This is a genomic window from Streptomyces sp. NPDC026377 (assembly GCF_055567715.1).
This window is the reverse complement of the sequence record NZ_JBVHPV010000020.1, coordinates 99,346-113,128: the sequence shown is the minus strand read 5'-3', so window position 1 is coordinate 113,128 and position 13,783 is coordinate 99,346. Positions and strand designations below refer to the sequence as shown.

General features: G+C 69.3%; 9 protein-coding genes and 1 pseudogene. 5 read left to right on the top strand and 5 right to left on the bottom strand.

Translation table 11 applies throughout. The annotated features are described in order from the left end of the window. Positions 1–41: 41 nt before the first annotated feature. Positions 42–1,055, bottom strand: a complete 1,014-nt coding sequence (locus ACZ4MU_RS30830; RefSeq protein WP_467882812.1) for an ATP-dependent DNA ligase — start codon at positions 1,053–1,055, stop codon at positions 42–44. A 609-nt stretch (positions 1,056–1,664) separates the two neighbouring features. On the opposite strand from ACZ4MU_RS30830, the gene ACZ4MU_RS30825 reads away from it, so the two are divergent. Next, positions 1,665–1,874 carry a DUF6207 family protein gene (locus ACZ4MU_RS30825; protein WP_467882811.1) on the top strand — a complete coding sequence of 70 codons (210 nt, stop codon included), beginning with the start codon at positions 1,665–1,667 and terminating at the stop codon, positions 1,872–1,874. A 459-nt stretch (positions 1,875–2,333) separates the two neighbouring features. Here the strand turns inward: ACZ4MU_RS30825 and ku are convergent, their stop codons facing one another. After that, complete coding sequence (gene ku, locus ACZ4MU_RS30820; RefSeq protein WP_467882810.1) at positions 2,334–3,266, bottom strand: non-homologous end joining protein Ku; 933 nt, start codon at positions 3,264–3,266, stop codon at positions 2,334–2,336. A gap of 274 nt (positions 3,267–3,540) precedes the next feature. Here ku and ACZ4MU_RS30815 point away from each other — a divergent pair. The 3 genes and pseudogenes from ACZ4MU_RS30815 to ACZ4MU_RS30805 form a co-directional block, all read left to right on the top strand. After that, positions 3,541–6,981 (top strand): annotated as a pseudogene (locus ACZ4MU_RS30815) (DNA polymerase III subunit alpha); the annotation flags it as partial. Positions 6,982–6,986: 5 nt separating this feature from the next. Next, positions 6,987–8,009 (top strand): DNA polymerase Y family protein, encoded by a 1,023-nt coding sequence (locus ACZ4MU_RS30810; protein WP_467882809.1) that lies wholly within the window; start codon positions 6,987–6,989, stop codon positions 8,007–8,009. A gap of 15 nt (positions 8,010–8,024) precedes the next feature. Further along, entirely contained in the window at positions 8,025–8,504 is a 480-nt protein-coding gene (locus ACZ4MU_RS30805; RefSeq protein ID WP_467882808.1) for a hypothetical protein, read from the top strand. Positions 8,505–8,952: 448 nt separating this feature from the next. Here ACZ4MU_RS30805 and ACZ4MU_RS30800 read toward each other — a convergent pair whose 3' ends face one another. Together ACZ4MU_RS30800 and ACZ4MU_RS30795 are read right to left on the bottom strand one after the other, a co-directional pair. After that, the gene (locus ACZ4MU_RS30800) at positions 8,953–9,948 is read right to left on the bottom strand and encodes an abortive infection family protein (protein ID WP_467882807.1); all 996 of its coding nucleotides are present in this window, start codon (positions 9,946–9,948) and stop codon (positions 8,953–8,955) included. A 572-nt stretch (positions 9,949–10,520) separates the two neighbouring features. Continuing rightward, the gene (locus ACZ4MU_RS30795; protein WP_467882805.1) at positions 10,521–10,778 is read right to left on the bottom strand and encodes a hypothetical protein; all 258 of its coding nucleotides are present in this window, start codon (positions 10,776–10,778) and stop codon (positions 10,521–10,523) included. 321 nt (positions 10,779–11,099) lie between these two features. Between ACZ4MU_RS30795 and ACZ4MU_RS30790 the strand changes: the two genes are divergently transcribed. Next, the gene (locus ACZ4MU_RS30790; RefSeq protein WP_467882804.1) at positions 11,100–11,480 is read left to right on the top strand and encodes a hypothetical protein; all 381 of its coding nucleotides are present in this window, start codon (positions 11,100–11,102) and stop codon (positions 11,478–11,480) included. Between the two features lie 1,281 nt (positions 11,481–12,761). Here ACZ4MU_RS30790 and ACZ4MU_RS30785 read toward each other — a convergent pair. After that, entirely contained in the window at positions 12,762–13,775 is a 1,014-nt protein-coding gene (locus ACZ4MU_RS30785) for an NAD(P)H-dependent glycerol-3-phosphate dehydrogenase (RefSeq protein WP_467882803.1), read from the bottom strand. Positions 13,776–13,783 lie beyond the last annotated feature (8 nt).

The window sequence follows — 13,783 nt, the reverse complement described above, 5'->3', positions numbered from 1 at the left end:
CCGCAGGCCTCAGGCCCTCGGCGGGCCACGACGCCCGGCTCCTACTGCGCGCCCCACAGAGGTGCCTCGGCGGGGGCCAGGTCGGTACGGGCCCGGTGCCACCGGGCCGGGTGCCGCCACCGTCCAGTGCTGTCGAGGGCGACATCGACGGCCACCTCCACGACCAGCTCCGGCACCACGAGCGTGACGTCCAGGGACTCCCGGGTGCCCCACCCGGCGGAGAAAGTCCAGCCCTCCCAGGGATGATCGGCCCGGGCCGGAACGATCAGCGGAGCGAGACTCCGGCCTGCGGCTGCGGGGAGCACGGTGCTTCGTCCGACGTAGCGCAGGCGTCCGTCACCGTCGTACCGGCCCAGCAGCAGCGTGCGGGGCGCGGCCGGGGAGCCGGTGAACGCACCGACGAGGGCGTCTTGGGTCTCGCGAACCTTGTACTTGCGCCAGCGGCGCGCCCCCGGCTGGTAGGTGCCGGCCAGCTTCTTATAGACGACGCCCTCGAGGCCGACAGCCGTCCAGTTGGCCAGCCATTCGCACACCGTGTCCGGGTCGGTGGTCGAGGGACACAGCGTCCAGGGCGCTGTGAGGTGGTGTTCGGCGAACAGGGTCTCCAGTGCTTCCCTTCGGCGTCGGTAGGGCCAGCTGGTGGTGTCGGTGCCGGCCAGGCGCAGCAGGTCGAAGGCGACGAAGTGGGCGGGCCACTGCTCGGCGAGGCGGGCCGCGCCGGCGCCTCGCCGCTGCAGGCGGCCCTGGAGCCGCTCGAATGCGAGCCGTCCTGCGTCGTCCCACACCACCAGTTCCCCGTCCAGCGCGGTGGCGTCCGGCAGCTGTGCCGCGCCGGAACGCACCTCCGGGAAGGAGGTGGTGAGGTCCGTTCCCCGGCGAGAGCACAGCACGGCTTTCCCAGCGTTCCAGGAGAGCAAGGCGCGCCATCCGTCCCATTTCGGCTCGGCGGCATGGCCGGGCGGAAGGGCAGGGTCCGCGGTGGCGGCCGCCAGCATGGGCTCCGGCAGCGACCAGGAGGAGGGCACCGTCGTGGTCAGCCGAGGTGCTGCCAGCACAGCTGGCTGACCGCGGCGCTCGTGACCGCCTCGGACGCCTCGCACAACGCCTTCGCGTCATACGGACGGCTCTTCCGGACGGGCGGCGGATGGAGAGCGGCCGGGCGGTGAACGGGACGGGGAGCGCGCCGTAGCTGCGGAGCGTTGGTGGTGTGCGGCCGGTAATGCCGTGGCGCGGAGGCGGGTGGCCGGTGCCCGGTGGCCGGTGCAGACGGAGGGGGGCTGGGCGGATAGGCCGCCAGGACCTCCCTGGCAGGGGCTTGGCTCGGGGCCGGCGGCGCAAACGGCCGGGCCATGACGACGGGCTCCGTCCGCACCGGCGCCTGCACACGCACACAGCCGCACGTCCCGACCAGGAAGAGCAGGATCAACGGAACCATGAGGCAGCGCACGATCCCAGCGTCCCGTACTTACCTGCCGCGCCCCGGTATCCCAGCGCAGTTCCACCGGTTTGGGTGAAGCTCGGTGCGGTACATCGGGAGCGTGCCGGTCTCTGGGGGCGCGGCGTGGCCGCATCAGTCGAAGCCCTCTCCGAGCTGCGTTCCCTCGTACGGATGCTTATGCCTCCGCCAGGCAACCCCGTGCCCGGGCACAGCCGTCCTTGGGAACATGCACATAGACGAGGCGCACATCTCGGAGCCGGGCCTGGCCGTCCTCGACATTGCTGCCACCGACGAAGAAACCGTCCGGGCAGTGATGGAACAGCTCCAGCTGCAGTGGGCGACCTCCGGGGTCACTCCGACGTGGCGCGTCCCTGGCGAGTCCGGTGTCCGCGCCCGCGTCTATGCCGACGTACGAAGCCGCCCCGGCACCGACTAGGCAGTCCAGGCCCGAGGCTGGGACGAGGAACGGCCGACTCGAACCCCTTGAAAGTGCGGCACTCCCCCGACGTCAGGGTCTAGGGGCTCAGCCCCCGAAAGAGTCCCGCCAAGCAGAAGCCGATACGGACTGGCGGGCCAGAGCACTGATCATGGCTGCTCCTCGCAACACGGTTCGGGCCCTCCCGTGGGGAGCCGGGAGGGAGCGGTCAAGCTCGTGCAGGGCACACCGCGCGCAGCAACAAGCCTCACCTATACGACCGGGCGACTGCGAATCGTTCCGGCGCACTGATCACACGATGCACCCGAATCAGCCATCTGCACAGGGGTATGACTGAAACTCGGCGTGGCCGCGCACTCGGTCGTCAGGCAGTCGGGCGCCTGCCCTGATCCGGCGGAACTCGCCAGAGGGGGTGCGCCCAGGGAGAAGCAGCGCGCGTGGGCTGCTCGTATGCGGCGGCTAGGCGCTGCGGGGCTTTCGCCCTGGCGTCTTCTTTGCGGCTGTCTTTTTCGTGGCCGCCTTGCTGGAAGCTGCTGTCTTCTTGGCAGGTGTTTTTCTGGCTGCGCGCTTGTCGGGGAGTTCGTGGACGGTGGCGTTCTCACTGGACTCGCCCCGGTTGGCCTTGGCCGCTTCGACGGAGGCGTTCAGGGCTGCCATCAGGTCGACGACCTTCCCGGACGGCTGCGGGCCTTCCGGCTCGACGGGCCGTGGTGTGCGGTGTTCGGACTTCGCCGCGAGCATCTCCTCCACCGCGTCGCGGTAGTGATCGCGGTAGTCGCTGATGTCCTCCTGGGCCATCGTCTCCAGCAGCTGGACCGCGGCCTCGACCTCTGCTGCGGAGACCTCCGCGGCCGGGACGGTGACATCGGCTGGGTCGCGGATCTCATCGTCCCAGCGCATCGCATGCAAGACGATGGCGTCTTCCTTCACCCTGAGCAGGCCCAGGCGCTCGCGGTTGTGCCAGGCGAACTTGGCGACCGCGACCTTCGCGCTGCGCTCCAGCGCCTTCCGGAGCAGGGTGTAGGGCTTCGCGGCGACCTGCCCGTCGGCGGCGAGGTAGTAGCCGGCCCCGACCTGGACCGGGTCGATGGACTCGGCGGGAACGAACGCGACGATCTCAATGGCCTTCGCGGTAGGCAGGGGCATCGCGTCGAGTTCGGCGTCCGTGATCTGCACGATGGTGTCTTTCGCGACTTCGTAGCCCTTGCCGATCTCGTCCTGGTCCAGGACCTTCCCGTCGAGCTCGCACACCTTCCGGGTCCGCACCCGGCCCATGTCCTCCACATGGACCATGTGGAAGTTGATGTTGTGGTTCTCGGTCGCGGGCAGCACCTTGATCGGAATGGTGACCAGGCCAAACGAGATCGCGCCGGACCAGACAGGCCGAGGCATCCACACCTCCCAGACTGCCCCCCTTGAGCAGGCAACCAGCCTAAAACGGTGCAGATCCGCAGGCACCTGGAGGCAGCCCGACGGTTCTGGCTGCCCACTGAGCCGTGCCGACCACCTTGATCCATGCAAACCCTGCCGCCGGCAGGCACTGTGCAGGAGAGCCACCACCACACGTTTCGAACAGTTGCGCGATTTCGAGTTATGGTGGATACCTGGAGAGGAACCAGGTCAGGGGAGGGATACGAGAAGAGGCAGGAGGTGTGGGGGCCGTGGATTTACTCACCTCCGCGTCGCTTCGGGCTACTCCGCCCGTTACGGCGCCTCTCTGCCCCGCGCTCTCGTCCAGCGTGCCGCTGAGCGCGGCATGTCGGCGCTGGCGCTGACCGACCGGGACACTGTCGCCGGGACGGTCCGCTTCGCCGCGAGCGCGGCTGCCGCCGGGATCCGGCCGATCCTGGGGGTCGACGTTGCCGTCGCCCCGCTGCGTGCACCGGGCCCGGCTGCCGGCCGGTCGCGGACGCCCGTGCGTGGCGGTGCGCACGTGCTCGAGCCGTCGTTGCGGATCGCGCTGCTGGCTCAGACCGCGGCTGGCTGGGCGAGGCTGTGCCGTCTGGTGTCCGCCGCGCACGCCGAGAGCGGTGGCGGCCTGCCGGTGGTGTCCTGGGCGGTCCTGCGCGAGTACGCCTGCCAGGACCTGGTGGTGCTGCTCGGTCCCTCCTCCGAGCCGGTGCGGGCCCTGTCTGCCGGCCGCATGGACCTCGCCGAGCAGCTGCTCCAGCCGTGGCGGGAGGTGGCCGGCGAGCGGCTGCGCCTGGAGGCCGCATACCTGGGACAGGAAGGCACCGGTGCGGGTTCGCTGCGGCTGGCCGCGCGCACGGTCGGCCTGGCCGACCGGCTCGGGGTGCGTGTGGTGCTGGCGAACTCCGTCCGCTACGCCGACCCTGCCCAGCACCGGCTGGCCGACGTGCTGGACGCGGCCCGGCTTCTGCGGCCCATCGACCGCCGCCGTCTGGACGGGGGTGAGCGGTGGCTGAAGGATCCGGCTGCGATGGCCGCGGCCGCCGAGCGGATCGCGCAGGCTGTCGGGGGTGATCGTGCGCGGGGGGTGCGTCTGCTGGCGGAGACCCAGGCCACCGCTCAGTCGTGCACGCTGACGCCGGCGGATCTGGGGCTGGGCCGGCCGCACTTTCCCGAACCGTCGGTGGTGGGTGCGGGCCCCGAGGCGGGTGCGGGGATGCGGCTGCTGCGCCAGCGCTGTCAGACGGGCATGGCCGCCCGCGGCCTGGACCGCGATGCGCGCGCGGTAGGTCAGCTCGACTATGAGCTGGACGTGATCGGCCGCCTCGGTTTCGAGCCGTACTTCCTGGCGGTGGCCCAGGTGGTCGCGGATACCCGGGCGCTGGGGATCCGGGTCGCCGCGCGCGGCTCCGGAGCGGGAAGCATGGTCAATCACGCGCTGTTCGTGGCCACGGCCAACCCGTTGGAGCACCGGCTGCTGTTCGAACGCTTCCTGTCGGAGCGCCGTACCTCGCTTCCGGACATCGATCTGGATGTGGAGTCCGAGCGGCGCCTGGAGGTCTACGACGCGATCATCAAGCGCTTCGGACGGGAGCGGACCGCTGTCACGGGGATGCCGGAGACCTACCGGGCGCGGCACGCCCTGCGCGATACCGGACTCGCGCTCGGGATCGCACCCCAGGTCATCGGCGACATCGCCAAGTCCTTCCCGCACATCAGGGCCCGCGACATCCGCTCCGCGCTGGCGGAGCTGCCGGAGCTTCGCCAGCTCGCCGCGAAGGCACCGAGGTTCGGTGCGCTGTGGGAGCTCGCCGAGGGCCTGGACGCGCTGCCGCGCGGCTACGCCATGCACCCGTGCGGAGTGATCTTGTCGAACAGCGCACTGCTGGACCGCCTCCCGGTGCAGCCGACCCCGGCCGGCTACCCGATGGTGCAGGCCGACAAAGAAGACATCGAGCTCGAGGGCTTCGGACTATTGAAACTGGACGTGCTGGGTGTGCGGATGCAGAGCGCGATGGCGCACGCGGTCGCCGAGATCCACCGCACCACCGGCCGGGCCCTCGACCTCGACAACCCCGACCACGTCGACCTCAACGACCGCCTCGCCTTCGAACTCATCCAGAACAGCGACACCGTGGGCCTCTTCCAACTGGAGAGCCCTGGTCAGCAAGATCTGGTGGGACGCCTGCAGCCGCGTCACCTGCAAGACGTTGTCGCGGACATCTCCCTGTTCCGGCCCGGTCCCGTATCCGGCGGGATGCCCGCTTTGTATATTGCAGCCCGTCACGGCGCCACCCCCCACTACGCCCATCCGGACCTGGAAGCGATCTTGTCCGACACGTACGGCGTGGTCATCTGGCATGAGCAGATCATCGCGATCCTCGCGAAAATGACCGGCTGCGACCGTGCCGCCGGCGACGTCGCCCGCCGCGCCCTCGCCAACCCCGACCGGCTCCCGAAGGTCGAAGCGTGGTTTCGCCGCGCCGCCGCAGAGCGCGGCTACACCACCGCGGTGCTGGACGAGGTGTGGGAGACGGTCGCGAGTTTCGGGGCGTACGGCTTCTGCAGGGCACATGCTGTCGCGTTCGCCATTCCCGCACTTCAGAGTGCTTTCCTCAAGGCGCGCTACCCGGCGTTTTTGTATGCCGGGCTCCTGGAGCACGATCCGGGAATGTGGCCGCGCCGGGTCATCGTCTCCGACGCCCGCCGCCACGGCGTGCCCGTGTTGAACGTCGACGTCAACCACTCCCGCGCCCGGCACAGCGTCGAACGGACCGACCAGGGGTGGGGTGTACGCCTGGCCTTCACCACCGTCAAAGGCATCTCCGAGGCCGAGGTTGCCCGCCTAGCCGCAGGGCAGCCTTACACGGGTCTTCAGGATGTGTGGCAGCGCGCCCGCCCCTCTCTGCCCACCGTCCAGCACCTGATCCGTATCGGCGCGCTCGGTGCCCTGGCCGGACACCTCACGCGCCGTGACCTGCTGCTGCAGGCCACCGAGCTGCACCGCCAGTCCCGCACCCGCACCACCAGCGACGGACAACTGCCCCTGGGCGGCGAGCTGGCGGCCGCGGAGCCGACGGGCCTGCCGGAGATGACCAGCCGCGACCAGCTCGCCGCCGAACTCGAGACATTGTCGATCGACGTCACCCACCACCTGATGGAGCACCACCACCGTCTCCTCACGGAACTCGGCGCCACCGACGCCGCGCATCTGCGCCAGATGGTGCCCGGGCAGAAGGTGTTGGTCGCGGGGGTGCGGGCCTCGACGCAGACCCCGCCGATCCCGTCCGGCAAGCGGGTCATCTTCGTCACCCTGGAAGACGGGTCCGGTCTGGTGGACATCGCCTTCTTCGAGGACTCTCACGAGGCGTGCGCGCACACCGTCTTCCACTGCGGACTCCTGCTGGTCCGCGGCACGGTGGAGGCGCGCGGTCCACGGCGCACGGTGGTCGGTGAGATGGTCTGGGACCTGGACGAGGTCGCTGCCGCCCGCCGCGATCACGGCCCCCAGGCCGCCCTCGACCTCCTCGGCCGCACCCACCCCTCCCCCACACCAGCCCAGCCCGCCGGGCAGCGTGTTCTGGTCAACGGCACCGCGGGAGCCCAGCTCAGCGCGTGGGCGGACCTTCAGCCCGCCGGCACCCGCTCGGCCGACCTGCGCCATCTGGGCCATCGAAGCCCGGGAAGCGCGGGGTGATCAGGATGTCCACGAACAGGCCCCGACAGCGGTGCGTGATGCGGGTCCACTTCCACCTCGAGCAGGCCGACGCGGCCCTGTTCGACCGGCTACTGACGCTGGTGGAGCACTTCACGCCGCGCTACCAGCCCTTGCCTCCCGACATGGTCGATCTCGACCTCAGCGGCGCACTCCCCTACTTCGGCCAGGACCCGCACGGCATCGGTCAGCTGCTCCGGCTGCGCGCGCTGGCGCTGTACGGCGTCCACACCACCGTGGGTGCCGGCCCCAGCCCGATGATCGCCGCCATGGCCGCAGCCGAGACCTCGCCGGGCGGCACCACGGTGATTCCGGCCGCCGCTGTCACCGCCTTCCTCGCTCCCCGCCCCGTAGCCGCACTCCCGGGGGCGGGGCCGGCGACCGCGAGGACGCTCGCACCGTTCGGCATCACCACCATCGGCCAGCTCGCCGCAACGCCGCCCGCGACCCTGGCCCGGCTGCTGGGCACCGCCACCGCACGCGAACTCCAAACACGCGCCCAGGGCCACGACCCGCGCCCCGTCACCCGCACCGCCCTGACCCGCTCCACCTCCGCCGGCCACCGCTTCCCCCACGACGAACTCAACCCCCACGAACACCGCCGCGCCCTGACCGGCCTGGCCGAAACCCTGGGCTTGCGGCTACGCGAACAACGCGAGGCATGCCGGTCAGTCGCCATCACCCTGCGCTATGCCGACGCGTCCACCACCACCCGCAGCCGCACCCTGCCCGAACCCACCGCCCACAGCAGCGACCTCACCCGAGCAGCCCACCAGCTGTATGCGTCGCTAGGCCTGCAACGGGCCAGGGTCACGGAGATCTCCCTGCGCGTCCAGGGCCTGTGTCCGGCCGAACAGGCCCACCATCAGCTGCAACTCGACCCCGCCGACGACAAGACCCGCCGGATCGAGAAGGCCGCCGACGCCGCCCGCGCCCGCTTCGGCGCCCACATCATCCGCCCCGCCACCCTCGCCACCCCGCCCGCCCGACGGCCTGGGTCACCTCGGTAAGGAACCCCCCGCCCTATGCGTCCCGACCGCGTCCGTCAGCTCTGCCTCGACGTCCTGCCCCAAGCCGCCGACATCGCCCGGGCCGAACCGTGGGCAGACGCCGACGCCCCTCCGTACGGCATCGTCCTCACCATGACGTCGGGCAGCCGCCTGTGGGTCATGATCACATGCGCTCTGGCCCCAGGCGCCCGCATGGACGACGCCGACGTCCCCGTCACCGGACAAGCCCTCCCCGCAGTGCCGGTCCCCGCCCTCTACCAGGACGGAAAGATCACCGTGCGTGCCGCCGAGGCCTACCTCATCGCAGCCCTCACCAACAGCCAGCACCCCGAGATCGCCCGGGCCTATGGCTACACCGACGCAGCTCAGGTGCGCCATCCCGGCGTCAGCATCGACTTCTACAACGGCGCCAAAGCGTTTCTGTCCTTTGCGCACACCGCCCGCCCTGGCCAGGACCGGGGCCGGGAGAAATACCGGCTGCAGGGCGAGTTCTGACCAGGAGGCACTGCCGCCAGGTGGCGGCAGCACTGCACAGACCTACGACCGGCCGCGCCGTGTGCAGCAGGAACTTTGAGAACGAACACCACGCCAAGGAGCGAGCATAACCAGGCACGTGGCGCGGCTGCAGTTCAGGGCGGGCGGTCCGGCCACGGAAGGCGAGTGGACAGTCCCGGAGACCGCCCTGGCCCGGTACACGCAATGGGTGGGGCTGTATGGTTCCGGCCCCGACGTCGTGATCCGCCTCATCGAGACCAGCGACGGCAACGAACGAGTACGCAAGACGTGGACAGGCGGCCGCGAGGTCAGCTATCCGGCGTAACCGGGCCCTGTACCAGGCCCTTGAGGCGCGTTTATCTCCCTTGGAGGTGCTCCCGCTGCACAGACGCATGTGGTGGGAGAGCCGCCCTTCGGCGGTGCTGGCGTGGTTCAAAGTACGTCGCGCTCAAGCAGCCTCGGGCGCGAACTGTTTGAGCTCGTCGATGAGCTTGGTCCAGGGAGCCCGTGCCTCTTCTGGCAGAGCGGGGGTGGTGCGGAGCATGACTTGGAGGGCGTCCCGGTACTCGTTCTGGAAACTGACCGACCACGACGCAGATGCCAGCTTCGACGCGAGGTCTTGGATCAGACGGTCTGGTGCCGTGTGGCCATTCAGGAGAGCTGGGACGGCCGAACCGATGGCATACGGGTAGGTGAACACCTGGCCGTCCTCGTTGAGGAACAGCCCGTGCAGCGCGCCGCTGCGGTACTCGTCCGGCCATCGCTCGGGATGTTGAGGGATGGCGTCGATACCTTCGACCCGCACGTTCCCCGTTTGGCGCGCTGATCGCTGGCCAACTGCCAGCCCCAGGCGGCGTTGATCCGGCTCTTCAAGATCAGGGATGTTCGCAGACGCCAGCCGAGACGCCAGGTCGCCGCCGTAGAAGATGCCGTTGCCAAGGTCTCGGATCAGAGGTGCGAGTGCACCCTGCAGGGCAGTGTGGAGCCGAGCCATGGCCCATCGAACCCACAGCAAGCTGGCGTGCACAGAAGCTTCGATGACCTCGTCGGTGATCTCGTGCACTAGGGAGCGTCCGTGCCCGGTCCCGAATGAGTTGCGCAGTTCGCGGAGCTGGCCAGCCATCCTCTTTGCGCTCTCGGGGATCTGGCGCAGCGGATCGTTCCGGGGGATGCCGAGGCTAACGGCGTGCTCGATCACCTTGTGCGCGGCGCCAAGCACCTTGTCGTAGGGGTCTTGGTCGGGAACGGTACGACCGTCGTAGGAAACGAGGATCACTCGGGCCACGCCTTCGACCAGCTCCTTTGCTGACCCCACAATCAACGGCCGGTCGTCAGCATCGACGGCTCGTCTGAGTCGGCCAAAGCCTTCGTTGATGGCCTGCCATTGTTCTTCTTGCAGGCCATCGGCGCGAGGTAGCGGCTCCTGCAGCAAATACTTGATCATTCAGGTTCCTCCCAGGAGACCACCACCACCCGGTCATGCGGGGTCTGCCACGTCCCGTTGCCGCGCTTGTCACGCACCAAGCCCCCCGATGCATACCGTAGTAGGTGGGGGATCTGTAGAGACCCACGGCGACGTCCACCTTGACTGGACCACGTAGAGGCCGGAGGGCGACGCGGACCGCATCTACGTGACGCCGCGGCACGAGGTCCTTGCTCTCGGAGGATGATGAACCGTCCTTCGAGGACCCCATAGGGCTGACGTCACCGGGATTCGGCACTCACAGGGCAGGCCCGTGCCGCCAAGGACACACGTCAGAAAACCAGCACCTCCAAGACTGAGTCGCTCCAGTCGCTGACGAAGACCGAGCTGTACGACAAGGCGGCCAAGGCCGGCGTCAAGAAACGCTCCCATATGAACCACGACCAGCACGCTGACGCCCTCACCGTACGCACTGCGTCTGAGGTGTCAGGGCGGCCGCGCCGCCCTCGTCTCCCTGGTGGCGACACCGCTCTCCGCGCCCTTCTGACCAGCCCGCGTGCGTTGCCCAGGGACCCCTGACGCTAATTTCTTGATCAGGTGACCGTGATGCGCAGAACGTACTGCCTGCCGACGCTGATCGCCTCGGCCTGCTCGATCAGGTCGTTGTGTGTGAACCCCAGCAGGGCCTGGACCGCCGCCCGGTGCAGGAGCGGAAGGATGTTGGTGGCGGGCCGGCCGCGGTGTGAGGCAGCCAGCTGAATGAATGTCTGCTGGTAAGAAGCTCCGCAGGAGCTGGCGCTGTCAGTCAGCAGCCGGCCCAGGTCGGTGCTGCCGATGTTGATCTCACCCATAGGCTGTTCCTGTGCGAAGAGGCCCGGCCGCTCCAGGCCCACTTTCACGACGCTAAGGGCAGGGTCTGACAGTCCCGGTCCATCCGGACTGGAAACGAGCCGCGTGAGATCGACAAGGTCGCGTCAGGCGGTTACCTGGCGGGTGATCTTTCAGTGTGGGCCGTGACGTGTCCCCGTGCTCGTGGCGTTGATCCGCTCATGCGGCGATTCATCTCTCTGACGGCAGCGACACTCCTGGCCACGACACTGGTGCAGGCAGTCGGCGTGGCAGCACCGGCCCGCGGGGGCTACCGGTGCACAACGAGCTCAAAGACGCTGGACATGCCGCAGTATTCCGGACCCTGGCCGGACAACTTCACGTTCAGCGTGACCATCTGTGCCCGGCGCAGCGGGAACGCCGTCACCGCGTACTCCTCCGTGCGGTGGCAGGCTCCCTACGCGGCACACCAGGTCAATACGTTCGACTCCGTCGGACTCCAGACGGAGATCAAGCGCTCTGTCCGTGGCACGGACCCCATCGTCTCGTCACGCGAATTCGATCTGCATGAGCGGATGGAGCGCGGCAGCGGCTCGTACACCACACCCGCGCTCACTCACCGGGTAAGCGGGCCGGGCCTGGGCGACGCGACCCTGTTCCTGAACTGGAACAACGACGGGAAGGGCGTGTACAGCTACTCCTTCGCGGCTTCGCCACTGGTCTGAGCTTGCCGTTTGACGACTCTGCTGGGCAGGCAACGGTGCTGGGCCAGCGATCGATGTAGGCCTATCCCCAACAGCGTCTTACCCACCATCCGTCGTCAGGCGAGGCGAAGGGGTCGGGCCAGGTTTTGGTGATGTAGAGGTCGTCGAGCGGTTTCACCAGACGCCGCAGTTCACGCGCCGCCTGTCGCGGAAGAGCGTGCATGGCCGCTTCCAGAACGCCCCGCTCGTCGGTTGTGTAGAAGGGGTTGCACAAAGGGCAACCGCAACCGCCGGCGAGAGCACGACTGGGGCGGTGGGCTGTTCGCGACCACTGCTGCAAGGCCTGGGCTATCGCCCCAGGCCAGAGCCGATCGTGCTCGAGGCGGGAAACCGCTCCGGCAAGCTTGCCCGAGCCACGCGGCAGCCCAGGTACTGGTGTTTCATGCGCCTGCCGCCTCGGGTGACGTCCGCAGGCGCGGACTTGGGACGGGCGACTACGCGGCATCGCCCTTTCTGATCTTGTTGTTCACGGGGCCAGCATGCCAGATCCGGGGACGGCTTCGCGCCCAGGATTAGGCGTCGGAACGGGTCGTCTCGCCAGTGCGCCGGGGCTTGGTTCCTTGCTCGTGGTGCACGGGGCGGGCGTAGGACTCGCACTCGTCCGACGTCGTAGCGGGTGGCGGGTTGTCGGTTCTTCGGACCGAGCGGGCGGCCGTGCCTAGGAGGCGCTGCGCCTGGTCAGCGGATACAGGGGGTCGACCTGGGGATCGGGCGCAGCCTCGCATCAATACCCACGGGCATGGCGGGGCGGCAGATTCTCCGGCTACCGCTGCTGACGGGGAACCAGCGGGAGGCTGAGTGCTGCGATGTAAGGCGTTTTCTCACCGGTGCTCCCTTGTGTCCGGGCGGGGGCGGAGCCTGGTTCTGTGACTGAGGCGAGCGGGGCCGTAACGACCGGGGCGGGCCGGGGCGCGGGAAGGCCGGTGAGGGTGCCGTGAGCGCCGATTGGCCAGACAGCGCTGCCCGCCACACTTCTTGATCACGTACGGTCGCATCACGAGCACCATCCGGTGCACAACCTCAAGGGGGAAGCCGCAATGACCGACCACTGCACCCGCCGCGACAGTGTCTGGGGCACACGCCCTGCCGACCCCACGTGGGGCCTTCAGCAGGCTGACCCGAACTGGGGCCTCACCGGTGGCTGGGCCGTCGTCGGTGCGCCTGACACCCGCTGGGACTGACAGCCCCTGTGCCCTCCCCGCCCCGGCCCTCGCGGAGTGCCGGGGCGGGGGCGCTCAGCGGTCAGGGCGTGGCTGCCGTGTAGACCTCTGGCTTAGGGGTGCGGGACATGAGCTGTTCAGCGGCCGCCTTGGCGGTGAGCCGGCCGTCGATGACCTGGACGACTACGTCGGTGATGGGCATGTCCACCTGGTGGCGGCGGGCGAGGGACAGCAGGGCTGCGGCGGACTTCACGCCTTCTGCGGTCTGCGATGTCGCCTTCGTTGCTTCGGCCACGGTCATGCCCTGGCCGAGGTGGGTACCGAAGGTGCGGTTGCGTGAGAGGGGGGAGGCGCAGGTGGCGACGAGGTCGCCGACTCCGGCGAGGCCGGCGAAGGTGAGGGGGTCGGCGCCCAGGACGGTGCCGAGGCGGGCGGTTTCGGCGAGGCCGCGGGTCATGAGGAGTGCGGTGGCGTTGTCGCCGAGTCCCAGTCCGGTGGCAAGGCCGGTGGCGAGGGCGATGACGTTCTTGACCGCGCCGCCCAGTTCGCAGCCGACGACGTCGGTGTTGGTGTAGGGCCGGAAGTACGGGGTGGCGCAGGCGGTCTGGAGGGCGCGGGCGAGGTTTTCGTTGGTGCTGGCGATGACGGAGGCGGCGGGCTGTTTCGCAGCGATCTCGCGGGCCAGGTTCGGGCCGGAGAGCACCGCGATCCGTTCAGCCGGGAGGCCGGCGGTTTCCTGGATGACCTCGCTCATCCGCAGCCCGGTGTCGGTCTCGATGCCCTTCATCAGGCTGACCACAGCGGTGCGCTGGTCAAGGTGCGGGGTCCAGGCGGCGAGGTTGGTGCGCAGGGACTGGGCGGGGATGGAGATGACCGCTGCGTCCGCGTGCGCGAGTGCCTGGGCGGGGTCGGTGGTGGCCCGCAGGCTTTCGGGCAGGGGGATGCCGGGGAGGTAGGCGGGGTTCTCGTGGCGGGTGTTGATCGCTTCGGCGATTTCGGGCCGGCGGGCGTGGATGAGCACGTCGTTGCCGGCGTCGGCCAGGACGGCGGCGTACGTGGTGCCCCACGATCCGGCGGACAGCACCGCGAACCTCATGGCAGATC